The organism is Synechococcus sp. CC9311 (assembly GCF_000014585.1).
Classification (GTDB): Bacteria; Cyanobacteriota; Cyanobacteriia; order PCC-6307; family Cyanobiaceae; genus Synechococcus_C.
In genome coordinates this window covers 226,604-253,023 of sequence record NC_008319.1, presented here as the reverse complement: position 1 = coordinate 253,023, position 26,420 = coordinate 226,604, and the positions used below count along the sequence as shown (strand labels likewise).

Sequence of the window (26,420 nt, the reverse complement as noted above, 5' to 3'; positions counted from 1 at the left end):
TTAGTAAGCGTCTTGCATTTCATAGAAGTCGGGTTGCACGTAGTCCTTGCGAAGCGGCCAGCCCGTCCAGTCTTCAGGCATCAGTAAACGCTTGGGATGGGGATGACCTTCGAAGTGGATGCCAAACATGTCGAAGGTTTCACGCTCCTGCCAATCCGCACCACGGAAGAGGCCATAAATGCTGGGAAGACTGGGCTCCCCCTCCCGAGACAAGAACACCTTGAGACGCACTTCACGCAGGTTGTCTCTTTTTCCGTCGATGAGCTCAGCCATCGCTACAAAATGGTAAAAGCATACGAGCCGCTCGCCCGGACCCTCGTCATATCCGCCTTGACATTGCAAGTAGTCGAAACCATTGCTTTTCAAGGCTGCAGTAATCACTTGCAGGAAGAGCGCTTCAACACCGATTTGCTCGACACCTAGATGGTCGGGCTCTAAGGCATCGTGATCGAAGCCTTGCTGATTCAGCCATTGACTAACAGGACCTGGTTGAGGCGACGCCGCAACAGGCACATCAGCAGACGACTGCTTCTCGGAAGAATTAGGACTCATGACGACGCACCTGAGGAGACGGGCTCAGCAGACTCAGTTTGCTCTGGTGCAGCCATCGGAACACCTACACCAGGTGAGAGAGCTGCGACCTGAGTCTCAGCGCGCAGGTAGGCCCCCGTCACGATCGGTTCAACGGGAACCATGGCGTGATCGATGGTGCAGTAACGGTGCGTTTGCTTGAGCTGACGGCGATCACTCACCGACTCGTTTCCCACCTTTTTACGAAGCTTGATCACCGCATCGAAAATCGCTTCGGGACGCGGCGGACATCCGGGAAGATAAAGATCAACAGGGATGAGTTTGTCAACACCACGAACAGCTGTTGTGGAGTCAGCGCTGAACATGCCACCCGTGATGGTGCAGGCCCCCATTGCGATGACATATTTCGGTTCGGGCATCTGCTCATAAAGACGCACCAACGCCGGACCCATTTTCATCGTGACGGTGCCAGCAACGATTAAAAGGTCGGCTTGCCTGGGTGAGCTGCGAGGCACAAGTCCAAAGCGATCAAAGTCGAAACGCGAGCCGAGGAGGGCCGCAAACTCGATGAAGCAACAGGCCGTCCCGTACAACAGCGGCCAAAGGCTGCTCAGACGCGCCCAATTGTGTAAGTCATCCAAGCTCGTCAAGATGACGTTCTCACTCAGATCGTTCGTGACAGTGGGCGAACCCTCTGCGGCGCCACCAACAGGCCCACAACTCGCTTCACGAAGATCGCGAAGGGATTGGATCGAAGGGCTGTCGCCTGTTGAGGTCATGGTGATGGGGTCGGTCATCAATCAGCTCCACTCGAGGGCGCCTTTACGCCATGCATAGGCCAATGCCACAAGCAGGATGGTAATAAACACAAGGGCTTCGATGAAAGCCAGTAAGCCCAAGCGATGGAAGGCAACAGCCCAGGGATAAAGGAAGACCGTCTCCACATCAAAAATGACGAAGACAAGCGCGAACATGTAATAGCGAATATTGAATTGAATCCAAGCTCCACCGATCGGCTCCATCCCGGATTCATAGGTGAGCTCACGCTCTCCGGTCTGACTGCGAGGAGCCAGAAGCTTGTTGGTTACCAACGCCAAAACCGGTACTGCTGCTGCAATCAGCAGAAATCCCAGAAATGCGTCATAACCCGGCAGCACAAACATCAAGGCAGCCTCGATCTGGACCCCAGTCTGGCATTCGTAGACCACCTCTGTCGTTGCAAGGCCCAACGCCGATAGAGTCTTGACACCTTGTGGAGGAGCGGTGAGCGACGAGATCAGCCCAGCAGCGGAAGTTCCCGCCGACGTTGACCCCCTCGCAGAGGAGTTAATCGAAGCAGAACCCAATCAAGACGAAGCAAGCACCAGTACAGACAAGGAGACAACCGATCCACGCACGCATCGGTTCGAATGTCGAAGCTGTGGATACGTTTACGACCCCGATGAGGGTGTCAAAAAGCTGGGCATCGTTGTGGGCACCGCTTTTGAAGATCTCGACCCCATCAGATTCCGTTGTCCGGTCTGCCGCAGCAGGGTTGGAGCCTTTACCGACATTGGCCCTCGATCCAAAGCGAGTGGATTTGAGGAGAACCTTAATTTCGGTCTCGGCGTTAACCGCCTCACTCCAGGGCAAAAAAATGTGCTGATTTTTGGCGGCCTCGCCCTTGGCTTTGCTTTCTTCCTCTCCCTTTATTCACTGCGCTGAGACCACCTCTGATCCCAATGAAGCAACTGCTTACCCCTTTTTTCAATCTTTTTTTAGTGGCCTGCATTGGCCTCGGTCTTGGTGGGTGCGTCACCACGCGTTTGCCGATGGCACAATCCAGCCCCTGGCAAGCCATTGATCTCAACACCCAAGCCAATCCTCTGGATGTGGCCTTCACGAGCGCAGACCATGGCTTCCTTGTGGGAAGCAACAGACTCATCCTCGAAACGAATGATGGCGGCGCCAATTGGAATGAACGCAGCCTTGATCTCCCAGAAGAAGAGAATTTTCGATTAATCAGTATTGCCTTCGACGGTGACGATGGCTGGATTGCAGGTCAGCCTGGTTTGCTCATGCACACCACAGATGGTGGCAATAACTGGACGCGACTCTTCCTTGACACCAAACTTCCAGGCGAGCCCTACTTGATTACCGCTCTGGGACCCAACACAGCCGAACTAGCAACCAATGTTGGCGCTGTTTATCGCACCAGTGACGGAGGCGGAAGCTGGGAAGCGGAAGTGAGTGATGCCGCAGGTGCGATTCGCGATTTGCGCCGCGGACCTGAAGGGGGATATGTGAGCGTGAGCAGCCTCGGCAACTTCTATGCCGGATGGGCTCCTGGGCAAGACGTCTGGCAAGTGCACCAGCGCGTAAGCAGTCAGCGCCTGCAAAGCATCGGCTATCAACCTGATGGAAAGTTGTGGATGGTGGCTCGAGGTGCTCAAATTCGTTTTAACGAAGATGACGTTGACAACGAGAACTGGGGTAAAGCGATCATCCCGATCACCAATGGCTACGGCTACATGGACATGGCCTGGTCCGATGACGGTGCCATTTGGGCCGGTGGTGGCAATGGGACTTTGCTGGTGAGTCGTGACAACGGTGACAGCTGGGAACGAGATCCCGAAGCGAATCAAACCCCCACGAATTTCAACCGTTTCGTGTTCGATCACAGCGGCAATCGATTGCACGCCTTCCTTCTCGGCGAGCGCGGCAACCTCTTGCGCTGGTCCGCGACGAGCTGATCAGATGAGAACTCCCGCGGCTCTGACAACGCTCTGTAACCAGTGCGGTGAGAGCAGCGCGAGTTCGGGGCAGCTGCCCTAAGATCAATTAGCTGATACGCCCGATGCTATGGCTGCCGGCTCCACCGGGGAACGCCCGTTTTTTGAAATCATCACCAGTATTCGCTACTGGGTGATTCATGCCATTACCTTGCCATCCATTTTCTTGGCAGGGTTCCTGTTCGTGTCCACAGGCCTCGCTTACGACGCCTTCGGCACACCTCGTCCAGATGCTTATTTTCAGGCCTCTGAAAGCAAGGCTCCTGTTGTGAGCCAGCGTTATGAGGGCAAATCTGAACTCGACCTGCGCTTGAAATAAGCCATGACACAGACTCCAGCCACTTCAACGCCTCGCAACTACCCGATCTTTACGGTGCGTTGGCTTGCTTTGCACACCTTGGGTGTTCCCACAGTTTTCTTCTTGGGTGCCCTAGCTGCGATGCAGTTTATTCGCCGCTAATCACCCAACGAAATTTCCATGGAGCGCAATCCCAACCCCAACAATCTGCCGGTTGAACTAAACCGCACCAGCCTTTATCTCGGGCTGTTGATTGTTTTTACGACTGGAATCCTTTTTTCCAGCTACTTCTTCAACTGAAGGTCTGAATCATGAGCGGTAAGAAATCCAATCTGCCAGACGGTCGCATACCAGATCGTCTACCTGATGGCCGACCAGCCGTTGCCTGGAAGTCGCGCTGGACTGAAGGCACTCTTCCTCTTTGGCTTGTTGCCACAGCGGGCGGGATGGCAGTCATTTTTGTTGTTGGCCTCTTCTTTTATGGCTCCTATGTGGGCGTTGGCTCTGCTTAAATAATTTCTTCAACCCTATTAAATATTTCCCATTGATATCTTTATTATCAATGGGTTTTTTATTAAAGTTTATTTGAGAAGGCATCACTCAGGCGGCAGGCGCGTAACACGATGCGTAATTCCAATCGTGCATAAATCAGTTCTCAATCCAATTCAAGCACTTATAGATTCCTCAATCGAGGTGTGAAGGCATAGTCTGAGTGAAACGAAGAATGGTTCTCATTGACCTCTTCAGTCAAACAGCATCAGAAAATACGGCGATCTCGCGACAGACGCCTAAAAGGCCGGAAGCTGGTTTGCCCGGTCCACCAAGACCAGATTATTCGCGGCAATGGTAAAAAATATTTTTTGCATTTACTGAGCGCAGAAGCGCTTCAGAGACGTGGGATGGCTTCCAAAACTGCACGACTGGTCATCAATGCTTATCCAGTGTTTGTGTTAAGCAACGAGTGGCTTGAGGAGCTGTATTGCGAACAATGCGGCAGCAACCATTGGTGCCACATCATCAAACATTCCCCTGATGAATACACAGTGCGCTGGGCGCCCCAACATCTCTGGGAGCAGGTGGCTCATGTCGACCCGAGCGTGGCCAATCCAACCGTTAGCGAATACACCCGCAAGCAAGCCCGCAGGCACCAACAAAAACGTGTGGACGGGAAACGCTTCTATGGTTGATAAAACTTCCGGTACCAATCAGCAAACCGTTGGATGCCCTCTTCGATCGGGGTCGAAGGCTTAAATCCCACCCAAGTTTCTAAAGCCTCTGTGTTTGCAGCCGTGGCCACCACATCACCAGGCTGCATCGGCTGAAAATCCTTGATTGCTTCCCTGCCTAACGCCTGTTCCATCACCTCAATAAAACGAAGAAGTTCGGTGGGCTGACTGTTGCCGATATTGAACACACGATGGGGTGCAGCAGCCGTAGCCGGGTCAGGTTGCATCGGATCAAAGTCGAGATTCGAGGTGGCGGGCTGATCGCAACAGCGCAGCACACCCTCCACGATGTCGTCGATGTAAGTGAAATCACGCTGCATTTTCCCGTGATTGAACACCTTGATGGGTTCACCCGCCAAGATCGCCCTGGCAAACAACATTGGAGCCATATCCGGTCTGCCCCATGGGCCGTAAACCGTAAAAAAGCGCAAGCCAGTTGCTGGCAACCCATAGAGGTGGCTGTAGGTGTGTGCCATCAACTCATTCGCTTTCTTGCTGGCCGCATAGAGGCTCACGGGGTGATTCACAGCTTGCTGTTCGTGAAACGGCAAATTGCGGTTGCCGCCATACACCGAGCTGCTGGAGGCGTACACCAAATTGTCAACGCCGTGGTGACGACAACCTTCAAGGATGTGGCCAAAGCCCACCAAATTGCTCTGGATGTAGGCAGCTGGATTCTCCAGTGAGTAACGAACACCCGCTTGGGCAGCAAGATTGACCACCACGCGAGGCTGCTCTGCCGCAAACAGCTTGAGCAAGGCATCACCATCCTCCAAGGCCAAGCGGTGGAAACTCCAAGCTCCCGCCGTTGACACGGCCAGTGTCTCAATGCGAGCAAGACGTGCCTGCTTCAGGGCTGGGTCGTAGTAATCATTGAGATTGTCAATGCCGATCACACGATCACCGCGTTGAAGCAGTCGCTCGCACAACGCGGCTCCGATGAAGCCAGCCGCACCTGTGACCAAAATCGGACGTAAAGACACCTGGCTCACGCGTCACCCTCGCCAACGCGCCAAACGTTAAGACCAGCGGAGGCAACTTGTTTCGGGTCAGCGACGCCACGGGCATCAAACAACCAAGCCGGTTTGCGCATCAACGGCGCAAGTGCGGCCCAATCCAGCTCCCGATACTGCTTCCACTCCGTGAGGATCAGGACGGCATCGGCACCCCGCAGCGCTGAGGCCACATCGGGGCTGGGCCACCAGGTGGCTTCTCCACTCAAGGCACCCCGAGTTGGCCCGGCATCCGCCTCCGGTGCGTGGCTCGCAATCAGTTTTAAATCGCGGCTGATCTGTTCCGGATCCACCTTTGGATCATGAATGGCCAGCTGAGCGCCTTCTTCAAGAAGATCTCTGCAAATTCGAATCGCTGGAGCCTCGCGCGTGTCGTTGGTGTCCGCCTTAAACGCAAAGCCCAAAATGGCCAGTCGCTTGCCCGTGACCGTGCCAAACAATTTCTGAACCACCAAGCGGGCGATGCGGTGCTGTTGCCAGGTGTTCAGCAACACCACACTCTCCCAATAGTCGGCCACATCTGGCAAACCGAAGTGACGACAGAGATACACCAAATTGAGGATATCTTTCTGGAAACAACTACCCCCAAAACCAGGGCCTGCACTCAGAAATTTGGGTCCAATCCGGCTATCGGTGCCGATCGCCTTCGCCACCTCGCGCACATCCGCACCGGTGGCTTCACACAGAGCCGCAACGGAGTTGATCGAGCTAATTCTCTGCGCAAGAAACGCGTTAGCGGTGAGCTTGGACAACTCGCTGCTCCACAAATTGGTGCGAAGAATCTTCTCTTCAGGCACCCACTGTTGATAAATCTCTGCCAAAGCATCGATCGCTTCGGCATTATCCCCACCGATCAAGACGCGATCTGGGCTTGCAAGATCGCGAATCGCCGTCCCCTCAGCCAAAAACTCAGGATTGGAAAGCACCGAAAAAGTTTTCAGCTCCGACGATGGATCAACGGACCCCAAAATCGCCTTGACGGCTTCCGCCGTTCGAACCGGAAGGGTACTTTTCTCCACCACGATCGTGTAGCCCTGAGCGGCCTTCGCCACCGTTCGCGCGCAGGCTTCCACCCAGCGAAGATCACTGGCCTGCCCAGCACCCAGGCCCTTGGTCTTGGTGGGTGTGTTTACGGAGATGAACACCATGTCCGCAGACGCAATCGTTTCCTCCACAGCCGTGGAGAAAAATAAATTGCGCCCGCGGGCCCGCTCCACCACCGCATCCAGGCCTGGTTCATACACAGGCAACTTGGAGAGATCGCCGTTGTTCCAGGCAGCAATCCGATCCTGATTGATGTCCACAACCGTGACCTTCACATCCGGACAGCGATCGGCGATCACAGCCATGGTGGGACCGCCTACATAGCCAGCACCGATACAGCAAATCGATTGAATCGTGGGATTGCTGCTCATCGGAGAAACGTTGGCGTCGTCTTTGATCCCGGCAGGTTATCGCTGTTTCATGAGGTAAGACAGCGCGTCCTCCCAGGTGAGTTGCTTTTCCTCCCCCTCACCACGCAAGGGCTTCAGCCGCACCTGGCCGGCCGAAGCCTCTTCGTCGCCAAGCACCACAGCCCATGGCGCACCGGAACGATCGGCACGCTTGAACTGCTTGCCGAACGACGCGCTCGAGCCATCCAGCTCAACGGCAAGGCCTGCCCCCCGCCATTGCCGGGCCAAGCTCAACGCTTGCGGTTCAGCCTGCTCGCCGCGATTGATCACGTAGACCAGCGGTGATGGCGTCGCAGTGAGCCGTGCCGCAGCTCCATCGGGATCGGCTTGCGCAGCAGCGGAGATCACCAGCAACAGACGTTCCATCCCTAATGCCCAGCCGATCGCGGGCGTAACTGGACCACCCAATTGCTGGATCAGACCGTCGTAACGACCACCGCCACAGACCGTGGCCTGGGCACCAAGTTGATCGCTGGTGATTTCAAAGGCAGTGTGGCCGTAGTAATCGAGACCGCGCACCAAGCGAGGATTGAGTTGATAGGGAATCTGCAGCGCGGTCAGCAGGGCACACACCTGCTCAAACCGATCCACACTCTCCTTACTGAGTGCCTTCAACAACGTTGGCGCATCATTCAGCAGCTGCTGGGTGCCCTTGTCTTTGCTGTCAAGAATGCGCAGGGGGTTCGTGGTGAGACGCGCTTGGGACTCTGCATCCAACTGCTCAACGCGCTCCTCAAGCCACTGCACAAGCTCAGAGCGAAACCGCTGGCGATCATCTGGAGTGCCCAGGCTGTTGATTTCAAGATTGAGGCCCTGAATTCCCAAGTCAGTCAACAAATCCCAGGCCAGGGCAATCACCTCAGCATCGCTTCGCGGACTGCTGGCCCCGAGAAATTCAACACCGATCTGGTGAAACTGTCGCTGACGGCCAGCCTGAGGACGTTCATAGCGGAACATCGGGCCGCCGTACCACAGCCGCTGAGCTCCCTGGCTGAGCAAGCCATGTTGCAGGGCTGCTCTCACCACAGAGGCGGTGCCTTCTGGACGCAGGGTGCAAGAGCGGTCGCCACGATCCAAGAAGGTATACATCTCCTTACCCACCACATCCGTTCCCTCACCAATGCCCCGGGCGAACAGATCCGTGAATTCGAGCAACGGCGTTCGAATCTCGTCTAAACCCGCGCAGCGAAAATGTTCGCGCGCCACCGACTCAACAGCCTGCCAACGTCGTGTCTGCTCCGGCAGCAGATCCACCATTCCGCGCAAAGTCTGCAGCTGACTCACAGCGCCACCACCATCACAAGCGCAGTCTGCCGCCCAATCTTGTAAGTGGGCCCACTCCCCCCCAGAATGCTTGGGTATAAAGATTGTTCAATGGCTCAGCTGCTGATTACGGGCGGAGCCGGCTTTATCGGCAGCCATACCTGCCTTGTGCTGCTGGAGGCTGGCCATCAACTGTTGGTGCTGGACGATTTCAGCAACAGCTCAGCGATCGCCCTGGAACGGGTCGCTGAACTCGCAGGCGCCCGCTTGCAGCGAGATCAACCAACCCTGCGAGCAGCACCGGAAACGTTGACCCTTGTGGAGGGAGATATCAGGGACGCCCAATGCCTGGATGCCCTGTTCACAAGCACAAAAACGTTCGACCAGCCGATTGAGGCGGTGATTCATTTCGCTGGACTAAAGGCTGTGGGTGAATCGGTTCAACAGCCTTTGCGCTACTGGGATGTGAACGTTGTTGGCTCTCAGAGACTGCTGAGTGCGATGGACCGCCACAGCTGCCGCACCCTGGTGTTCAGCAGTAGCGCAACCCTTTACGGCTACCCGGATCAAGTGCCGATTCCGGAAACGGCTCCGATCCAACCGATCAATCCCTACGGAGCCAGCAAACAAGCCGCGGAAGCCCTATTTGCCGACATAGCAGGCTGCAGCGGCAAACCCGAACCGATCCAAGCCAGCCAGGGTGGCTGGCGCATTGCAAGGTTGCGCTATTTCAATCCCGTAGGCGCCCACCCCAGTGGCCGGATTGGGGAAGACCCCAACGGCATCCCCAACAATCTGTTCCCCTTTATTACGCAGGTGGCCATAGGCCGCCGGCCTGAACTCACCGTGTTTGGTGACGACTGGCCCACGCCGGATGGAACCGGAGTCCGCGACTACATCCACGTGATGGATCTAGCCGAAGGTCACCGAGAAGCACTCCATTCGCTGCTCAACACTGATCCCCAATTGCTCACCCTCAATCTGGGGAGCGGGCAGGGAGCGAGCGTGCTGGATGTGGTGAAGGCTATGGAAGCGGCGAGCCAGCGTGCGATTCCTTATCGAATCGCTCCCAGGCGTCCTGGCGATGCCGCCCTCACCGTGGCCAATCCAACTCTGGCGGCCCAACACCTCCATTGGCGCACGCAGCGCTCGCTCGCCGAGATCTGCCGTGATGGCTGGGCTTGGCAACAGGCCAATCCGCAGGGCTACATCCGCCAAACATGAAAGGGCATCTGGTGCTGGCCGGAGGAGGGCACAGCCATGCATTGCTGCTTAGGAAATGGGTCATGAACCCTGGCAGCAGACCAAACACTTTCATCACCCTGGTCAGTCGGCATAGCACCGCTCTTTATTCAGGAATGGTTCCAGGACTTGTAGCAGGCCTTTACCAGCGCGAAGAACTGGAGATCGATCTGAGACAGCTGACGGATCAGGCCGAAGTTGCTCTCATCGTCGCGGAGATCAAAGGGCTTGATCCCGCAAAACACAAACTCTGGTTAGCTGATCGACCGCCAATTGGATACGACCAGCTCAGCCTCAACGTGGGCTGCATCACCAACAACCTTGGCCCTATCCAACAAGACACCCTCGCGATTAAACCGCTGGAACAGGCCCTCACCGCGATCGATGAGGCCGACGCGAATTCACTGACCGCTCCAGTACGAATTCTGGGTTCAGGCCTAGCGGCAATCGAAGTGAGCCTTGCTCTACGCCATCGCTGGCCCAGCCGAACGTTGAGCCTCCAAGCACGAACGGACTCCATTCACCCACCATTTCAAAGAGGCTTAGCCCTTGCAGGGGTATCGGTGCAACCAGCCTCTACCCCTGGAGGGAGGACCAAACCCTCCCTCCAGGGAAAGAAAAGCCTCGATCTGAACTGCACTGGTAGCTGTGCACCCACCTGGTTGAAAGACAGCGGGTTACCAGTCGACGAGCGAGGGAGAGTGCGAACAGAAGCCACTCTGGAAGTGCTGGGCCATTCAGGCCATTTCGCGGCAGGAGACTGCGCTGTGATCGACGCCGACCCACGACCCGCTTCCGGCGTCTGGGCTGTACGAGCCGCTGGGCCCTTGTCACGCAACCTCAAGGCCAGCTGCAACAACAGGCCATTACGTCCCTGGCGCTCCCAGCGTCATGCCATGCAGTTAGTAGGCGGTTTCAGCATCAACGGGGAACCAACAGCATGGGCCCTCTGGGGTCCGATCTGCCTAGGCCCCCACGCCTTGCTGTGGAAATGGAAAGAGCACATTGACCGCCGGTTTATGTCCCGATTGCAAGGGACGCATATGGCTGAAGAAAACCACGATTCGCAAGGCGCCATGCTTTGCCGGGGCTGTGCCGCAAAATTTCCCGCAGATGATCTAGAAGCAGCCCTCGAGGAAGCCGGATTCGCCAAGCTTGGCAATACACCAGAGGATGCCGCATCCATACCAGAGACCCAAAGCACAGATGGCGATCCCGTTTTGCAAAGCGTGGATGGTTTCCCAGCACTGATCAGTGATCCATGGCTTAATGCCAGGCTTACGGCTCTGCACGCCTGTTCCGACCTCTGGGCGTGTGGCGCAAGAGTGCGCTCAGCCCAAGCCGTGGTCACTCTGCCGCAAGCGGCTCAATCGTTGCAACGACTGTTGCTCAGCCAAACTCTTGCCGGCCTGAGATCGGCGCTTGAGGCCCAAGGCGCAGAGCTGATCGGCGGCCACACCCTGGAATCACGCAGCCATACCGAGGGGACATTGAGCCTAGGGGTTCAGGTGGCTTTGAACGTGCAGGGTTCAGCGCAAGGTCCGATTTGGAACAAGCGCGGAATACAAGCCGGCGACCAGTTGTTACTCAGCGGTTCACTTGGTATGGGCGTGCTCTTCGCTGCAGCCATGAAAGGGGCCGTGCGGCCAGGTGAACTTGACAAGGCACTGGCACAAATGAATAGGAGCCAACATCGGCTAGTTGATCTACTTAGGAATCTTGAGAAAGAGCACCCTGGTCAACTCCATGCCGCAACTGATATCACTGGATTTGGGCTTTTAGGCCACCTAGGCGAGATGCTCGGGGACGCTCCCGAAGTCACAGCACAGCCTCAAGTCATTTTGGACGCGGAAAAAATCCCAGCCTTACCAGGAGCCCTAGAACTATTGAGTGCAGGCCACTCGAGCAGCCTTGCTCCAGCAAATAGGCGAGCCTTCGCATTGCTGCATCCCAAGGCGCAGCTCTCAGGGCATGCCTTGGTAACGCTGACGATGGGCCAAAAAACCAAGAACAGCAGATCTAGCAGAGCATTGCTGGATCTATTAGTTGATCCCCAAACATGCGGACCACTTCTGATCAGCATCGCTCCAGAAATGGCCAAAGCACTCCTGGCCCAGGCCCCAGACGAGTGGCGGTCGATTGGCAGAGCATTTTCTCATTCAAGAAACTAAATTGAAACATTTAAGTTAAGCGAAGCAACCATAGTATTGACAGAAACAGTATTGAGGTCGACAAAACCAACAACGCCTATTACAGCAGACCGAAGTAAAATTTTGTATGCAATAATATTTTCAAAAAAGTGAGACAATGGGGTCCTCCAAGAGCCATCCGCAATTGAGTTCACAACCACTCGTCAGGCTGACAAGAATTTTTCAGGACATATCAAGAAACCTGCTAAGCAACGACGATCTAATTAATGCGCTGATACCCTTCAGCGTGGCACTCCACCTAACCAAACAAAGTCGTGAGCTTGGCTTAATCAGCTTATTTGCATGGTTAGTTTTACAAATGTCAGCGGCCATCCGCAAACTGATCCTTAAAAGCTCAACTCAAGCAACCCTAGTAGCCTGGGGAGGCCTGCTTGGATTCCTTCTCTTAAATGCCCGAAATGTGATCGAACGCGACGATTACAGAGGACCAGTACAATTTTTATTAATCCTCACGGGCCTATTAATTAGCAGTCAATTCAGCAAAAAACAGTGGCTAAGTCTTCTTCGCTGGCTCGGCATCGCAATTATCCCAATTGCTACATGGTTCGCCTGGAGAATGCACCTAAACGACGACTGGTCAATAAGATCTATTTATCGTATTTACTACGAATACACCAAGCAGAGCATGGGTAGCATCAACAGACTGGCAACGACTGCTGGCTTATTGACCTTATCTGCATGGTATAGCACTACTCAAATGCACCAAATTCCTGCAAGAGCAGCAAGTCTAATAATTGCATTCGCAGGATATTTAATCGTTCTAGGTACCGGTTCGCGCATGGCCATCATCGCCGTACCAATAGCAATCTCTATCCCTTGGCTTTGGATGCGGATTAACAATCGTCTATCAGCGAAACAATTAATCATTACATCCATTGCCACCCTCGGATTAACAGGGAGCTTGGCTTGGCATTTCGTGATTGCAAAAGGGTTTGCATCAAGTGATGTGATGCGGCTGCGCATGGCATCTTGCTGGATCGACAAGGGAATGCTCAAACCAACAGAGCGCTTCTGGATCGGAACAGGCTTCGACTCAGCCAAGCTACGGGAAGCGTGTGAATACATACGCCCAGGAAGTCCTTTTGGGCACGCTCACAACACACTCGCCAACATTGCAGGCCACCATGGACTACTTGGAATAATTGTACTTATAAGTTTTTCAATGCTAGTTGCGTATGGACTATTGCGTCAGCAACGGGTCTCAACCAAAATATTTTCTTGGCCTCCATTTAACTCAACTAGCTGGGCAGAAATTAGCCTAGGACTAAATCTCACTTTATTAATATTTGCAGCCTCAACAACGATATATGTATCTAGCCCAATCAATCAGGTTTTAATAGGCTTAGGGGCCGGCTCTGCCCTCGCATGGCAAAGCCCAGATCAATCGCAATGAGTTATTCGCCCAGAGTTGTTCAACCAATAATTTCTCAAAAATTTCAACACTAAATTCATCTCATAGAGTCAAGCGCCTTCACTCTGGCCTGATGAAGGGCTAATCCAAGACCTGGTCCAGCGGGTATGCCGCTTGCGATCAAATCTTTTGCACTCAGTGGCGATCGGATCTTTCGCCAGCGCCCCCACCAACGCAACATCGGGCGCCAACATGGCACGCCCATTGCCACAGTTAAGACAACTGACTCAGGTGACCAAGCTCGAGTCTCCAAAGCTTCCGTCCACTGAACTGCGCTCCAGCCAACCCATGCTTGTGGCAACACTTCTGAGTGCAACCAGTTTGTCAAGGACATCGATTCCTCCAACAAGCGCTGCTGACGAAGCGGAAGCTGCAGACGCTGTCCTAGCGAGCAAGGGTCAGTAGCAGCAGCCACCAGAGCCAATATCAATGGCACTTTCAACCTCATCGCCCAACGCAAGCGACGGATGAGCGTCGCGTTCGAGGACAGAAGCGGATCGAGTAGGGCTAATGCTCCCCATTGCTGCAGTAGCTCCAAAGCTTTTAGCCACGGTTCATTCTCAAACAGCAACTCCAATTCCATCCGCAAGCGTGTGCCTAATGCAGGGGGAACATGTTCGGTTGATTGGCCATGCCGCCAAGACCAAGGCCAACGTTTCAAGGTTGTGCGCAGTTGGTCCTGAGAGCTTGGTGTTAACACAAACCCCAGTCGAGCCCCATAGCGAGCAGCACGAATAACCCGCGTGGGGTCATCAGCAACGCTGGACGCATGCAAGAAGGCAAGTTCACGGCGCTCAAGATGGGCTTGACCGCCGTGCGGGTCCAAAAGCAATGGTTCACGATCGCCAGAAAGCGACAACTCCAAGGCCATCGCATTCACCGTGAAATCCCGACGCTCCAAATCGCGCTCCAAGGAGCCACTCTCCACCACAGGGTTTTCGCCCGGTGCCGGGTAGTGGTCTTGCCTCGCGCCCGCTAGATCGAGCAACACGCCATCGAAGGACAGCTCAGCTGTGCCATAGGCACCATGAACACGCACCTCCTGGACCCGCTCATCTCCGTAGTGCCGCTGAAGAGCAGCCGCCAACTCAGAGGCCGACCCCTCCATCACCAAATCCAGATCCGGCAATTCTCGCCATGGATCGCAGTGCTCATCGTGCAACAAGGCATCTCGCACAGCACCGCCCACGAGAGCCAACCGGGACACTCCAACTTCTGACGCGAGGGCCTGAAGTGCCGGTAAAAGCTGAGGTGGAAGACCTGGACGCTCCACCCCCTCAGCCTCCAGCAGGCTCGATCGGTGCCAAGCGCGGGTCGAGAATTTTGGGCCCCATACCCGCAAACTTCACGGCAATCGACACCTTTTCACCGCTACCAAAGGTGTGGGTGATCTCCCCGACACCAAAACTGGCATGGACCACCTGATCGCCCACACTCCAGCTTTTTCCAGGGGCCGGTCCAGCCTGGCGGCGACGGACGGCATTGGCTGGCGCTCCGGACGCTCCGCCGGAGGCCACCCGTCGGGAATCATCGCGGTCTACGCGGGTGAGTCGCTCCAGACGCTGCTCACGCCGCAGCGCTGCGCCTCCGCTTTGAGGGACATCACCCTGCACAAGACCTTCCGGCAATTCGGAAAGAAACACGCTGGGCATGGCTGGCTCACGCATTCCGCCCCACAAGCGCCGCTCACTCGCATGGGAGATGAATAAACGTTCTTTAGCTCGGGTGATGCCGACATAGCAAAGTCGGCGCTCCTCCTCCAGCGAGGCCGGGTCATCCAGGGAGCGATAACTGGGGAACAACCCCTGCTCCAATCCCACCAGGCACACCACTGGAAATTCAAGTCCCTTACTGCTGTGCAAGGTCATCAAGGTGACCCTGTCTGCAGCCGTGTCCTTGCTATCCGCATCACTCGCGAGCGCAGCAGAAGCTAGAAATCCCTCTAAATCACCTTCTTCATTTTCCTCCTGGTATTGGAGACCCGCATTCACCAGCTCCTGCAGGTTGCGGCGACGTTCTTCGGCCTCATCGGAACCATCAGCAATCAACTCGCTGACATAGCCACTCTTCTCCATCACCTCTTGTATGAGTTCTGATGGGGTTGCAGCATGAATGCGCTCCTTCATGCTGTTGATCAACTCACAAAACTGCAGCAGCCCCCTGGCGGAACGGCCGCCCAAGGAACGCACTGCCTCGGGATCGCTCACCACATCCCACAACGGAATTCCTAGCTGATTAGCAGCATCGGTTAGACGCTGAATGGTGGTTTTACCAATGCCACGTTTGGGCACATTGATCACTCGCAGCAAGCTGACGGTGTCAGCTGGATTAATCAAAAGACGCAGATAGCCCAACAAGTCTTTGATTTCACGACGGTCGTAGAAACGCAACCCCCCGACCACCACGTAGGGAATCCGCCAGCGCACCAGGGATTCTTCGATCGCTCGAGACTGGGCGTTGGTGCGATACAGCACGGCCATATCTTTCCAGCTGAGATCTGGATTTGCCGCTTCCATCATCCGCATCCGATGCACCACAGCTTCCGCTTCAGCGATTTCGTCATCGCAGCGTGTAAGTGAAATCAACTCACCTTCACCACGCGTAGGGCGCAGTACCTTATCGATTCGCTCACTGTTGTTGGAGATCAAGGCATTCGCAGCCTCTAAAATCGTGGCGGTAGAGCGATAATTTTCCTCCAATTTCACCATTGTGCGCGTCACATCATCAGGGGCCTTGTCACCAAAGTCGTCCTGAAACCCCATCAAAATCGTAAAATCTGCGGCACGAAAGCTGTAAATACTTTGATCAGCATCACCCACAACAAACACCGATCGGCCTGACCAATCGTCCACTTGTTGCGGCTCTTTCCCATCCGTTACCAACAGTTTGATCAACTCATACTGGGTACGATTGGTGTCTTGATATTCATCAACAAGCACGTGCCTAAACCGTCGGAACCAATACCCACGCACTTGTTCATTCTGCTGCAGTAACCGCACAGGTAGGAGCAGTAGATCGTCGAAGTCCAGGGCATTGTTAGCCGCCAATGCCTTGCGATAACGCCTGTATACATCAGCACTAAGCTTGCCCCGCTGCCCCTCGGCATTGGCCTCCAAATCGTCAGGAGACCAACCTTGGTTTTTAGCGTTGCTAATCGCCCAGCGTACTTTTTTGGGCTCAAAGCGTTTTGGATCAAGTTGCAACTCTTGGGTCACAATCTCCTTTACCAAACTCTGAGCATCCGCCTCGTCATAAATAGAGAACTGCTTCGTCCAAGTGAGACCTTCCGGATCCTTGAATTTATCGATATCGAAGCGCAACATCCGTGCAAACAAGGCATGAAATGTGCCGATCCATAGTTCTTTCGTGATCTCGCGATAAATCCGCGTGCGTAACTGACGCTGCTCCACCGGAGGGAGCGTGCTCCAGGGTTGACCAAATTGACTTTGGGCTAAGCGTTGCGCCAGAAGCAGTTCCAGCCGCTCTTTCATCTCACGGGCGGCCTTGTTGGTAAAGGTCACCGCCAAGATCTGGGCCGGATCGGCTCCATGCTCACCAATTAAGTGGGCAATCCGATGGGTTAGGGCCCGAGTCTTACCGCTCCCCGCTCCAGCAACGACCAGAAGAGGGCCTTCATGGTGATCGACCGCCCGCTTTTGGGCGTCATTGAGACCGGCAAGAAAGCTCATGGAGTGATGGTATCGGCTCGAACTGCTGGAGTTGTAAGAGCCTGAAACCAAGACGAGATAGCCGAGAGATCACCACTTACAACCCGCTGCAATGACGCTGTAAGCAGCATGGACTCCAGCAAAGATGTTGAAAGCTGAACAGCTGGCAATTCAGACATACAAATAAAAGAGTTAGATCCTTTCAACCCACCAGAGACAGGTCGCTGAATCACCTTCTCAAACATGTCGAACATCACCGTCCCATTGTCGGTCATCACCTGAAGGAAAGCATTTTGCGGATATGAATTCCTGCATTTGCAATCAGTTGAAATCGGATAGTGGACACAATCGGTTGAGACGCGGTCGGAGCCATGACCAGCGTAATGAAGCAAATCGTTCATGAGATGTATCAATTAATTCTCAAGATCATCGCAGAAATAAAAAGCTTTCAGTCCACCTGAAAAGAATTTGCTCAAGGATGCCAGAACTTGCGATAGAAATTTATACTCCCAGCAAATTACGGTATCTATTGGCCCAACTCAGGGGAACCTCCCCAAAACGTTCAGCTAATTCATCGACCATTGGCAAGTATTGCTCTGCCAAAGCTTGTTGAAGCGCAAATGGTGGAGCATCGCCTCCAGCAGCACTATTGACAGCAGGGGGAATGTTGAGAGCCTCTCCCATAGGCTTTGCTCCCAAGAACTGAAAGAGGGAGTCAGCCAATTCCGTAGGATCGCTTAAAAGCTGCTCAAAGAAACAACAATGCACTCGATCTGCACCGAATCGAGACTCCACAGTTTTAATCGTCCGCAAATAGTCAGAACGAGATGCCATCGAGAAGCCTGAAGCCTGCGCAACTAATTCATCCACAGATGAAGCAGAATTCAAACGACCCTTTTTCATATTGTTGCGCAAAGCAGACCAAGTTCGTATGATCGGATCACGCATAATAAAAACCAAACGAACATCAGGGAAAAGAGAGTACAAATGATCCCATTCTTTCTCTGGCAAGACTGCATAGGCAGGAGTAATTTCTCCTGTTATTTTTCCTTTTTGACGGGCACGACGAAATAATTTTCCATACCATTCATCACTACGAGGAAGAAACCAGTATCGGCAATACCATCGTGGATCTAGCATTAAACGACGTGGGCTCCAAAAACGCGCCCTATTCCTCTCATAGGCACTCATTACGCCTAACCGTAGTTCTTGCTTGTCGAAATAATGCAGTTCTTTTACCGGGGTCAACCAAAGCTGATCATGTTGTGTCATTACACGATGCAGCCAAGTGGTACCAGAGCGCTGGGCACCGATCACGATGAAGTGAGGTCCATTTTCACGCATGTCTTTCAACAAGAGACATGCCAATTATCGCAAAAAGCAGATTGCATGTCACCCTTTGTCACTCATAGGGGCTTGGGCCATATCCTTAAGAATAAAAGCAATTTTAATCTAAATTTGACCGTAGCGAGCTTAACAACGAAGCGCTGCCACAGGCTAAGCTCTCGCCGCCAACGTTCGTCTAAACAAATCGATGATTGACGACTGGTTCTCGTCCTCTTGTTGCCGTTTACATTGTGATGCTCGTGCTTAGACCACTGGAGCTGGGCGGATTCAAAAAACAACCCTAACCTTCCCATAATCTTTCCTAAAACAAGGTCAGGTTGAGAACAAAGGCTTTCATAAGATATTAAAACGTGACGACGGCAATGCAAGTATTTATACCGGCTCCAAAGATCATAATAATAAGAATGCAACTCACTATAAAAGCTCCTACCCTTTCTAAGGTTCGAACACACAACCCCCTCAGGTCGGCGGATAATGTGAATGGGAATAACATTAAACGAAGGATCAGAGACGAGACTCTTTAATCGCGATAACTTCTTAGAAGAATCCACAAACCATTGAGCATTTGTCTTTTCTTGAAGCACACGAAATAAATAGTAATTCATCTCCTGAAACTCATCTTTTTGAGTGGAATCCAAATGCAATTGAGCTAGCTTAGGTCCTCCACATGCCTGCAGCCGCGCATCTACGTCACGCCAAAAAGCACACTCCTGATAGTTGGGAGCACCGCAAGCGCAAACACCCTTCGACTTACGAGTCAGCTTATGAATCTCACCCAAAGTGATGCAACTGGAATGGGAGCCGATTAACATATCTAAAAGCGTAGAGCCGCTATGGCTATTGCTAGTGATATAAACCAAGTTCCATCGCGACATGTATGTTTTCGATCCATATACTTTAACTGAGTCATTTTAGCATCAAGCTCATACAGAAACCCATCGCTAGTCCAAAGGGAACACTAAAAGCTTTCCAAAATCGAGATTACCAATTACAAGGCAATACACAAACCAAAAAAACAGCACTCCACGCATAGGCAATCAAGCATACAGATTGACAAAAATGATCCCAATATCTACAAGCCAAACCCAATTTTGCGACCATGGAACTTGCGATAGAGCCATCGCCAACGCAAACGGACTGGCAAAGTTAAAAGTGTCAACTTGAGAACCTCTACAGGCTTCAAATCACGCTTCCAACTCTGATCCAGACAAATCTTCGTTGACTCTCCTATGCGCATGCGATTTCCACCGACATCACGGCGAATCCCCTCCCGCCATTGAAGTTGAGATTCCTGAAGAGGCAATTGAATCCAACGCATCACACGCTGAAGACAGCGCCTAGGATGACACGCAAGTTGTTCATAACTGATAAATAATGAGGGCGTTTTGCTCAAACATTCACGAGTCTTGAAGAATGCTGTTGAGTAATTTTGCGCAACAGACAACAACGGATGCCCCTTCTTGCGGGCACTGTTTACAGTACCTAACGGCCCACGATGAAGATGAATAGGCTGCACTTCAATCGCACAACCCTTCTCTTTTGCCTTAAGAAGGCGCGAAAGCCGCAGCAATGACTTCGAGGAGTCAACAATGATCGAGCAGCCACTTACAGATGCGATCGCCTCAAACAATGCCTGATTGTGCTTAGAAAACATGTCGTCACTACCACCCTCCATCAATGATAATTGACACAAAGATACACCCACTAAATCTATAACCTTAGCCTGCACCTGACTCCAAAAAGGACACTGCTCCGGACTGAGTGAATGGCAACTACAAAACCTCCGCCTAGGATCTGAATTGATTAACATTTTCAGCTCACCCCCACTTACGACTTTAGAATTTCCACCAATCAAAAGCGACAATAAGGTTGAGCCACTATGACCTCTACTTGTTATATACACAACTGTTGGCATCTGGGAATACAGAGGAGGTAAAGCCATCAATCTAGGTCATGCAAGGACTTCCATAAACCAAAACAAAAAGACAGAGCGGCTTCATATAAAAACAGAGAATGGTTTCTGACTTTTACGCCCATCCATGGCAAGCAATTAAGCAGCTTTTCTTCCTTTTATTGTTCAAATTATAAAGCGTTGGTGACAAAAAACAGCCCCATGGATTTGGCGAAGCCATCCAAAACTGCCAACAATCATCAAGTGATCTAAACATGCTTAATCAACTCTTGTCCTACGAAAGACATTGGCATTCTGGCACGCAAAAAAGCAGTGACATCACGCAGATGATGATCAATGGTGTAGTGACGCAATACCCGATTCCTGCCCGCATTCCCAAGGGCCTCAGCTCTGGATGGATCAAGAAGCAATTCGATCATGCAGTCAGCCATGGCCCGCTCATCACCTTCTTGCACAAGGAGGCCAGTGGTCTGATCGATCACCACCTCTGGGATTCCTGCGTGAAACGTGGAAATCACAGGAAGGCCGCTGAGCTGAGCTTCCATTACTGATACGGGGCTCCCTTCACTGTCTCCATCAGGGGCCACGCAGGAATGCTGGACGAAAGCACGTACCTCTCGCATTAAAGCAGCTACAGCTACCGGTGGCTTAGGCCCTAAGAAGCGCACTCGATTCTGTAAGCCGAGCTGAATCACCAGAGCCTGGGCCGCAACTAGCAACGGTCCATCCCCAACCATCCACAATTCGGCTGTCTTCATCGCGGTTCCGCCTTGCTCACTGCACCGCCCAAACGCACGCACTGTCTGTAAAGGGCCCTTTTTGGCTACGAACCTCCCCACCGCAAGTAGCACAGGTGGAGCTATTGCTGGATTGCCACCTCTGAACAACTGTGCGTTAGCACCAGATGGACTGATCAAAATATGAGCGGGATCAGCACCTAATCGCTCCATAGTTTGTGCCATCGGTCTGGACTTCACGATCACTCCAGAAACCACACCAAGCAAACGGCGATATCGACCTTCTAAAAGACCAAGGCGATCATGAGCTGAAGCATCCGATCCTCGGAAATGCGCCACAAGAGGGACCTTGGCCCAAACCGCGGCTTCCATCACACGTACTGCTTCAAAGCCAAATTCAGCCAAGACCAGATCAGGTCTGTGTTTTTGAATCAAACACCACGCGACCAAAGATGCTGGAAGGCCAGCCAAGCGCAAAAGGTGAAGGCGGGTCAGCACCTTGCTCAGGGTGATGCCGAAGGAATAGGCCAAGGCAAGAGGTCTCTTGCCTTGGAATTCATCTCCGAAATAGGCAGAGAGTTCAAAGGGCAGACCCTCCAAATTGGCCCGAATAAAGGTCTCACTTAGGGCACGCCTAGTCGGCGCAAATACAAGCAACCTCTGATTGTTGAGTTCGGTCCCTGACATCAAAGCTTCGGCAATGCGAGCACAGAGCGCCAATGAGGCTCAACAACTGACCAATCCAGTGAGCGCAGCTTCTGACGAGCAGCCTCACCGAGACGAAAGCGGAGAATCTGATCTTCCATCAACATTTCAAGCTTTTTTGCCAACGCCGGCCAATCCTCATGGGGAACCACAAGGCCATTCACACCATCGGTGATCATTTCCAACGGGCCAGGTGATGCGTCGCTGACGACGCAAGGTAGGCCGGCGGCCATCGCTTCCAACAAAGCATTGGGCATGCCCTCGAAACGAGATGGCAAAGCAAAAATTGCGGCCCTTTGCATGAAAGTTTGTGGATCGGAGCGAAACCCCTCAAAAAAAACACCATCGATTCCTAATTTGGTGACGAGGTTTTCCAGAGAACTTCGTTCTGGCCCATCCCCCACCACGGTGAGACACCAACCCAACCGGCGGACTTCTGGAATGGACGCAAAGGCACGAATCAACAGGTCCAAACCCTTCTGTATCTTCAGGCGTGCGACAGCCAACACTTCCAAGTCGCGCTCGCTGCCATTCTCAGCACTTGATATCACCCCAAAGGGCAATGGGTTAGGGAGCAACTCAAGTCTTTGCCAGGTTCCAATCCGACTCAATGCCTTTAAAACTCCATCTGTATTTGCCGTGACCACATCCGCACGGCGGTAACAGAGGCGTCGTAACAGCGCCCAAAATGTTCCAAGTCGCTGTCGAGCCGGATCATTCCGCTCAGAGACCACAACATGCACCGGCAAATCCCAACAAGCCAGACAACACACGATGTTGGTGCGTGTGAGCAACGCCAAAATTCTGCGCGGTTGCTCCTGCTCAACCAGATTTCGAAACTGCAGGAGCCGATCACCGAGCAGGGTGGTGGTGCCTAGTTGAAACAATTCAGCGGCCAAACCACTGGAACCCGGACGAATGTGCGACTCCAACCAAGGGCCAATCAAAACCATCTGAGCCCTGATCATGAACCTGTACACCTTGATCAGATTGGCGATCAAATAGCGACTTCCTCTGGCCAGCAAAGAACGGTTGGAACCATCGCCGAGCCAAGGTTTCAGGACCTCCAGCTGTGGGCTCAATTCCTGATGCCTCACTCCATCCGGCAAGGCATGCAGAACGGGATGACCATGAATCATCGTGATCACCCGAACTCGCAACCCCTGAGCAGCGAAATGCTCCGCTGCCAGCAGAGCCACCTTCTGGGCACCTCCTGCCCCAAGATGAGGTAGCACCACCCATAGATCATCCATAGACCAACCCCTTCAAGGACTCCAAGAAATCACAACGCAATACGGACTCGGCATAGCGCTCACGCACTCCCTTGGCAGCATCTGCCAAACGTCGTCTACGTACAGGCTGCGTGAGTAGCTCATCCAGCGTTTCAGCCCACATATTGGAAGTAGCCTCGGATGGCAGCAACACCCCGTTGTGATTCTGATCAATCAGATCTCGAGGGCCGGTATCACAATCTCTGGCAACACAGGCACAGCCAGCAGCCATTGCTTCCAACAACACATTGGGGAAGCCCTCATAAAGAGATGGCAAAACAAAAATCGTTGCTCTTTCATACCAGGACGACATATTTCCAACCATCCCAGGGAAAAGCAGCTGACGCTGTAGGGCCCCATCCTCTGGCAAGAGGCCCCGCAACATGGCCTGCTGATCACAGCCGTGATATTTAGAATTGCCCAATCCCAAAATGACCAACCTCAGAGTTGGATGCCTCAGGGCCAGCAAGGCAAACACTTGCATCAGTTGATCAAATCCTTTCTGATGCGCCTTGGTTCCGGCGGCCAGCAACATTGGGACGTCGGCATCAAGCCAGTCATCAGGATCCAATCGAGGGTCTCGATCCGGTAGTGGCCAGGTCACGGGATTAGGCATAAGCCGCTGCCGGTGAGCTCCGCAGTGTCGCTTCAACCAATCACCGGTTTCTGAGGTTTGCACCAAATGCAAGTCGGCCCATGGATAGGTGAAGCGGCGCAGCAAACGCCATGGCAGCGCAGGACGCTTTGCAGGGGGGAAATTTCTCTCCGAGACCAAGCAGCGAATCCGACCCCCATGTGCCGCAAGCAGCAATTTGATAGCTGGCAAGGTGGTCACACCCACCGCGCAGTCAAGTGGGCCCAGCTCCTTGAGCAGAAGACGCAGGCTCCATACACGAAGAGGAAAGGCCCACCAACCAAAGCGTTCTAATCCCCAGGGCAAAGGGGCCTCGACCCTTCGCTGCACTCCTGTGGGGAGGGGGTACACATCCTGTTCGAGTCCCTGACGGGTAATTACGGTGACGTGCCAGTTGTTCTGCACACACCAACCAGCCCAAAGCAAAAGGACACGCTCGGCACCACCAAGCTTAAGTGAATCGATGTAAAAAGCGATTTGCATGAATCCTGCTCATCAAGCTGGTTTGGTTTGCTCCAATGTTTTCAATAACCGTTGTACTTTGTCACTTCGCTTCCAGTTGAGATGATTATTCAAAATCAACAACACAAACCCAACTAATTGACCTCGCCCTGGGCGCTGCTGACCAAGATCCGCACGCCACAAACACCCCCTCAGTTGTTTCAGCATGAGCGCAGCAAAAGCTTGGGCTTCTGTTTGACCTCCTAGAGAATCAGAGTCAAAAGAAAGCGAATCCGCCGCGACAACAAGTCTGTGCACTTCAGAAAAAGAAGCAAGAAAGCGCTGAGCATCATTTGTCCACCAGGCCATCAACCCTTCCATGGCCAGACAACGAACTGCATTAGTCGTCAGCCGGCTAGCCGACTGAGGATCGATCAAAGCAGGGTTGTAGTCAGCGATGCTGCGCATCAGGCTAGGACCGCACGCTTCCAGCTCCAGCCAGAATTGAGCTGCCATCAGCAGGCGCATCCTAGACAGCTGAGCCGAGACCAATAACTGCATCCGATTCTCATGAACTGGACGAAGACAGTGATAAGTGCCGGGATCATCCAACAAAGTTGTAATCACCGTCGTGAGAGTGTTCAAACAGCCATCACGCAAATCTGGATCCTTAATTTCAATCGACCAGTCACCAAGAACGACAGCGCAATAACCCGTGAAATGCAGGGGAAATACATTGCTATTCATCATGGTTTCAAAAAGGGCTAACTGATCCACTACCTGCCCCCGCCTGGGCTTCAACAAGAGGCGATGGAGAGCCAATACTTGTCCATTCTCTCTCCAAAGACCTTCCATGTAGTGACGTGCATCTCGCATATCTCCAGAGCGAATAGCATCATCTGCAGCCAAATAAAGCAGACGTGTGTTACACGACCATCGCTTCAGGCCTGCATTTCTTAAAGCCCCAGATAAAAAGTTCTGATTGAGAATCCTCAAAGCCCCGATCAGCAAAACCAATAAGCTCACCCCTAAAGATTCCAGTGCTTGGCAAGATAGGGGCCGAGCATTTGGCATATGGGTAGTCGCCCCCGTCATAGGCAGCAGCAGACCATGAAAATCAAGACATTCCAGCATCGCCTCAGTCCTGCGTTGATAGGTATGCATGGATGCGCGTTCCAGTCGTTGCTGCCTAGGGGCGCCCTTACCTTCAAGGGCCTCTTGGATCGATTGCTTAAAGCTCTGACAAGACGGATCACATAACCAAGCCACATCACCTTGATCATGCAACGAGGGAATAGCAGTCGCCACAACAGGACATCCTGCAGCCAGATACTCAAAAAACTTCATCGGGTACATGTGCCTGGTGTAGTCATTAATTTGCAACGGCAACAAGGCAACATCGGCACAGGCCAAATAAGCGGGGAGATCTCTATAAGGACGACTTCCAATAAAGTACACATTAGGTAGACGATGTAAGCCACTTATCTCCGTGCTGGAGTCGGTCTCTGCTATCGGGCCAATTAACAGATATGTCCATTGCGGCGTGGCCTGAATCAACTGCTCCAGCATCAACATATCGAGCTTGTAAGCATCAATTGCACCGATGAACATCACCAATGGACGCTCAGATGAAGGGCAGTCGACTGGTCGTGGCAAAGCAGGCTCAAGCGCCTGAGCAAAATGCTCCGCGTCGGCCACGTTGCCAAATAGATAAGTTGCTGGATTGAGAGCCTGTAAGCCTTCCTGCAGGCAAGGTGCCGTAGTAAAAACAACCTGGGACTCTTGGCAGAGTGCTTTCTCCTCCAAATCAAGCAATTCAACAGGCATCCCTGGTTGGGCCTGAATCCTATCGACGCAGTGATAGACGGTCGAACGAAACATTTTCAGGTTTAGATAACGACGAGTTAACGGATTAAATGTCCAAAGCAATGGTTGACGCAGCCCAATATGAGCCTGAGCAAGAGCCAAGGCCAACCTCAGGCTTAACTTATTGAGTCGACGACTCCACCCATCACTGCCACCTGGGATAACCAGTGGCGACAACACCCAAATCCTTGGACTCACTTGACGCAATGGCCAAAGAGCTCGAAAAATCCGCCGCTTAATCTTCGTCCAATCAGAAGAACGAGTAATTTGAACCGAGCGTATCCCAAGCGACTCGACATAAAGAACTCGATTTCCTAAATCAGCTAGAGAACGCGCAACATGCTGCTTATTTGTCCAGATGGGATGGTCCCAGTCAGCAGTAGCAATTATCACAACATCATTCATTTGATATCCCTTATC

The 26,420-nt window shown here is 53.0% G+C and carries 25 protein-coding genes; 10 read left to right on the top strand and 15 right to left on the bottom strand.

Annotated features, from left to right (window positions below):
• The 3 genes from SYNC_RS01175 to SYNC_RS01165 are packed head-to-tail and all read right to left on the bottom strand — an operon-like array spanning position 1 to position 1,694.
• Positions 1-552 carry an NAD(P)H-quinone oxidoreductase subunit J gene (locus SYNC_RS01175; protein WP_011618225.1) on the bottom strand — a complete coding sequence of 184 codons (552 nt, stop codon included), beginning with the start codon at positions 550-552 and terminating at the stop codon, positions 1-3.
• A complete protein-coding gene (nuoB, locus tag SYNC_RS01170; RefSeq protein ID WP_011618224.1) occupies positions 549-1,328 on the bottom strand; it encodes an NADH-quinone oxidoreductase subunit NuoB in 780 nt (259 codons plus the stop codon). The genes SYNC_RS01175 and nuoB overlap by 4 nt, the downstream gene beginning before the upstream one ends.
• A 3-nt stretch (positions 1,329-1,331) precedes the next feature.
• On the bottom strand, positions 1,332-1,694 hold the full coding sequence (locus SYNC_RS01165) for an NAD(P)H-quinone oxidoreductase subunit 3 (protein WP_041426843.1): 363 nt from the start codon (positions 1,692-1,694) through the stop codon (positions 1,332-1,334).
• A gap of 100 nt (positions 1,695-1,794) precedes the next feature.
• Here SYNC_RS01165 and SYNC_RS01160 point away from each other — a divergent pair, with 100 nt between their 5' ends.
• From SYNC_RS01160 to SYNC_RS14915, 7 genes are all read left to right on the top strand, one after another.
• Positions 1,795-2,235, top strand: coding sequence for a rubredoxin (locus SYNC_RS01160; protein ID WP_011618222.1), 441 nt, complete (start codon positions 1,795-1,797; stop codon positions 2,233-2,235).
• A gap of 17 nt (positions 2,236-2,252) precedes the next feature.
• Complete coding sequence (locus tag SYNC_RS01155; protein WP_011618221.1) at positions 2,253-3,263, top strand: photosynthesis system II assembly factor Ycf48; 1,011 nt, start codon at positions 2,253-2,255, stop codon at positions 3,261-3,263.
• 109 nt (positions 3,264-3,372) lie between these two features.
• Positions 3,373-3,621 (top strand): cytochrome b559 subunit alpha, encoded by a 249-nt coding sequence (gene psbE / locus SYNC_RS01150; protein ID WP_006853744.1) that lies wholly within the window; start codon positions 3,373-3,375, stop codon positions 3,619-3,621.
• 3 nt (positions 3,622-3,624) lie between these two features.
• A complete protein-coding gene (gene psbF, locus SYNC_RS01145) occupies positions 3,625-3,762 on the top strand; it encodes a cytochrome b559 subunit beta (RefSeq protein WP_006853745.1) in 138 nt (45 codons plus the stop codon).
• A gap of 18 nt (positions 3,763-3,780) precedes the next feature.
• Entirely contained in the window at positions 3,781-3,900 is a 120-nt protein-coding gene (locus SYNC_RS01140) for a photosystem II reaction center protein L (RefSeq protein WP_006853746.1), read from the top strand.
• An 11-nt stretch (positions 3,901-3,911) separates the two neighbouring features.
• Complete coding sequence (locus SYNC_RS01135) at positions 3,912-4,112, top strand: photosystem II reaction center protein J (protein WP_011618220.1); 201 nt, start codon at positions 3,912-3,914, stop codon at positions 4,110-4,112.
• A gap of 387 nt (positions 4,113-4,499) precedes the next feature.
• Entirely contained in the window at positions 4,500-4,787 is a 288-nt protein-coding gene (locus tag SYNC_RS14915) for a hypothetical protein (protein WP_237699244.1), read from the top strand.
• On the opposite strand, the gene SYNC_RS01125 is transcribed toward SYNC_RS14915, so the two are convergent.
• The 3 genes from SYNC_RS01125 to hisS are packed head-to-tail and all read right to left on the bottom strand — an operon-like array spanning position 4,778 to position 8,577.
• Positions 4,778-5,818, bottom strand: coding sequence for an NAD-dependent epimerase (locus SYNC_RS01125; RefSeq protein ID WP_011618218.1), 1,041 nt, complete (start codon positions 5,816-5,818; stop codon positions 4,778-4,780). The two genes, SYNC_RS14915 and SYNC_RS01125, sit on opposite strands and share 10 nt — an antisense overlap.
• On the bottom strand, positions 5,815-7,254 hold the full coding sequence (locus SYNC_RS01120) for a nucleotide sugar dehydrogenase (protein ID WP_011618217.1): 1,440 nt from the start codon (positions 7,252-7,254) through the stop codon (positions 5,815-5,817). The genes SYNC_RS01125 and SYNC_RS01120 overlap by 4 nt, the downstream gene beginning before the upstream one ends.
• A 36-nt stretch (positions 7,255-7,290) precedes the next feature.
• Positions 7,291-8,577, bottom strand: a complete 1,287-nt coding sequence (gene hisS / locus SYNC_RS01115) for a histidine--tRNA ligase (RefSeq protein ID WP_011618216.1) — start codon at positions 8,575-8,577, stop codon at positions 7,291-7,293.
• A gap of 90 nt (positions 8,578-8,667) precedes the next feature.
• On the opposite strand from hisS, the gene galE reads away from it, so the two are divergent.
• The 3 genes from galE to SYNC_RS01100 all read left to right on the top strand — a co-directional run bounded on the left by galE (position 8,668) and on the right by SYNC_RS01100 (position 13,401).
• The gene (gene galE / locus SYNC_RS01110) at positions 8,668-9,780 is read left to right on the top strand and encodes a UDP-glucose 4-epimerase GalE (RefSeq protein WP_011618215.1); all 1,113 of its coding nucleotides are present in this window, start codon (positions 8,668-8,670) and stop codon (positions 9,778-9,780) included.
• Positions 9,777-11,969, top strand: coding sequence for a selenide, water dikinase SelD (gene selD / locus SYNC_RS01105; RefSeq protein WP_041426290.1), 2,193 nt, complete (start codon positions 9,777-9,779; stop codon positions 11,967-11,969). The genes galE and selD overlap by 4 nt, the downstream gene beginning before the upstream one ends.
• Before the next feature lie 136 nt (positions 11,970-12,105).
• Positions 12,106-13,401, top strand: a complete 1,296-nt coding sequence (locus tag SYNC_RS01100) for an O-antigen ligase (protein WP_011618213.1) — start codon at positions 12,106-12,108, stop codon at positions 13,399-13,401.
• 55 nt (positions 13,402-13,456) lie between these two features.
• Here the strand turns inward: SYNC_RS01100 and SYNC_RS01095 are convergent, their stop codons facing one another.
• The 9 genes from SYNC_RS01095 to SYNC_RS01055 all read right to left on the bottom strand — a co-directional run bounded on the left by SYNC_RS01095 (position 13,457) and on the right by SYNC_RS01055 (position 26,180).
• A complete protein-coding gene (locus SYNC_RS01095; protein WP_041426289.1) occupies positions 13,457-14,692 on the bottom strand; it encodes a CCA tRNA nucleotidyltransferase in 1,236 nt (411 codons plus the stop codon).
• A 4-nt stretch (positions 14,693-14,696) separates the two neighbouring features.
• Positions 14,697-17,108, bottom strand: a complete 2,412-nt coding sequence (locus tag SYNC_RS01090; RefSeq protein WP_011618211.1) for a UvrD-helicase domain-containing protein — start codon at positions 17,106-17,108, stop codon at positions 14,697-14,699.
• Positions 17,105-17,362: a hypothetical protein gene (locus SYNC_RS01085; RefSeq protein ID WP_148201798.1), complete on the bottom strand. Its 258-nt coding sequence runs from the start codon at positions 17,360-17,362 to the stop codon at positions 17,105-17,107. The genes SYNC_RS01090 and SYNC_RS01085 overlap by 4 nt, the downstream gene beginning before the upstream one ends.
• 226 nt (positions 17,363-17,588) lie before the next feature.
• Positions 17,589-18,431 (bottom strand): sulfotransferase, encoded by an 843-nt coding sequence (locus SYNC_RS01080; RefSeq protein ID WP_041426287.1) that lies wholly within the window; start codon positions 18,429-18,431, stop codon positions 17,589-17,591.
• Between the two features lie 1,075 nt (positions 18,432-19,506).
• Positions 19,507-20,376: a sulfotransferase family protein gene (locus SYNC_RS01075; RefSeq protein ID WP_041426286.1), complete on the bottom strand. Its 870-nt coding sequence runs from the start codon at positions 20,374-20,376 to the stop codon at positions 19,507-19,509.
• A gap of 218 nt (positions 20,377-20,594) precedes the next feature.
• Entirely contained in the window at positions 20,595-21,770 is a 1,176-nt protein-coding gene (locus tag SYNC_RS01070; RefSeq protein WP_041426841.1) for a glycosyltransferase, read from the bottom strand.
• The gene (locus SYNC_RS01065) at positions 21,770-23,041 is read right to left on the bottom strand and encodes a glycosyltransferase (protein ID WP_011618206.1); all 1,272 of its coding nucleotides are present in this window, start codon (positions 23,039-23,041) and stop codon (positions 21,770-21,772) included. The genes SYNC_RS01070 and SYNC_RS01065 overlap by 1 nt, the downstream gene beginning before the upstream one ends.
• On the bottom strand, positions 23,034-24,176 hold the full coding sequence (locus SYNC_RS01060) for a glycosyltransferase (RefSeq protein WP_011618205.1): 1,143 nt from the start codon (positions 24,174-24,176) through the stop codon (positions 23,034-23,036). The genes SYNC_RS01065 and SYNC_RS01060 overlap by 8 nt, the downstream gene beginning before the upstream one ends.
• Positions 24,177-24,188: 12 nt before the next feature.
• Complete coding sequence (locus tag SYNC_RS01055; RefSeq protein WP_369791615.1) at positions 24,189-26,180, bottom strand: glycosyltransferase; 1,992 nt, start codon at positions 26,178-26,180, stop codon at positions 24,189-24,191.
• Between the last annotated feature and the right edge of the window lie 240 nt (positions 26,181-26,420).

Excerpts from the sequence above, each read along its gene's own strand:
- SYNC_RS14915 (WP_237699244.1), top strand. The coding sequence starts at position 4,500 with ATGGCTTCCAAAACTGCACGACTGGTCATCAATGCTTATCCAGTGTTT.
- SYNC_RS01165 (WP_041426843.1), bottom strand. The coding sequence starts at position 1,694 with ATGTTTGTGCTGCCGGGTTATGACGCATTTCTGGGATTTCTGCTGATT.
- SYNC_RS01120 (WP_011618217.1), bottom strand. The coding sequence starts at position 7,254 with ATGAGCAGCAATCCCACGATTCAATCGATTTGCTGTATCGGTGCTGGC.
- SYNC_RS01140 (WP_006853746.1), top strand. The coding sequence starts at position 3,781 with ATGGAGCGCAATCCCAACCCCAACAATCTGCCGGTTGAACTAAACCGC.
- SYNC_RS01090 (WP_011618211.1), bottom strand. The coding sequence starts at position 17,108 with ATGAGCTTTCTTGCCGGTCTCAATGACGCCCAAAAGCGGGCGGTCGAT.
- SYNC_RS01065 (WP_011618206.1), bottom strand. The coding sequence starts at position 23,041 with ATGGATGATCTATGGGTGGTGCTACCTCATCTTGGGGCAGGAGGTGCC.
- SYNC_RS01135 (WP_011618220.1), top strand. The coding sequence starts at position 3,912 with ATGAGCGGTAAGAAATCCAATCTGCCAGACGGTCGCATACCAGATCGT.
- SYNC_RS01085 (WP_148201798.1), bottom strand. The coding sequence starts at position 17,362 with ATGACCGACAATGGGACGGTGATGTTCGACATGTTTGAGAAGGTGATT.
- nuoB (WP_011618224.1), bottom strand. The coding sequence starts at position 1,328 with ATGACCGACCCCATCACCATGACCTCAACAGGCGACAGCCCTTCGATC.
- SYNC_RS01155 (WP_011618221.1), top strand. The coding sequence starts at position 2,253 with ATGAAGCAACTGCTTACCCCTTTTTTCAATCTTTTTTTAGTGGCCTGC.
- SYNC_RS01175 (WP_011618225.1), bottom strand. The coding sequence starts at position 552 with ATGAGTCCTAATTCTTCCGAGAAGCAGTCGTCTGCTGATGTGCCTGTT.
- SYNC_RS01070 (WP_041426841.1), bottom strand. The coding sequence starts at position 21,770 with ATGTCAGGGACCGAACTCAACAATCAGAGGTTGCTTGTATTTGCGCCG.
- SYNC_RS01080 (WP_041426287.1), bottom strand. The coding sequence starts at position 18,431 with ATGCGTGAAAATGGACCTCACTTCATCGTGATCGGTGCCCAGCGCTCT.
- galE (WP_011618215.1), top strand. The coding sequence starts at position 8,668 with ATGGCTCAGCTGCTGATTACGGGCGGAGCCGGCTTTATCGGCAGCCAT.
- selD (WP_041426290.1), top strand. The coding sequence starts at position 9,777 with ATGAAAGGGCATCTGGTGCTGGCCGGAGGAGGGCACAGCCATGCATTG.
- SYNC_RS01100 (WP_011618213.1), top strand. The coding sequence starts at position 12,106 with ATGGGGTCCTCCAAGAGCCATCCGCAATTGAGTTCACAACCACTCGTC.
- psbF (WP_006853745.1), top strand. The coding sequence starts at position 3,625 with ATGACACAGACTCCAGCCACTTCAACGCCTCGCAACTACCCGATCTTT.
- psbE (WP_006853744.1), top strand. The coding sequence starts at position 3,373 with ATGGCTGCCGGCTCCACCGGGGAACGCCCGTTTTTTGAAATCATCACC.
- SYNC_RS01060 (WP_011618205.1), bottom strand. The coding sequence starts at position 24,176 with ATGCAAATCGCTTTTTACATCGATTCACTTAAGCTTGGTGGTGCCGAG.
- SYNC_RS01075 (WP_041426286.1), bottom strand. The coding sequence starts at position 20,376 with ATGGCTTTACCTCCTCTGTATTCCCAGATGCCAACAGTTGTGTATATA.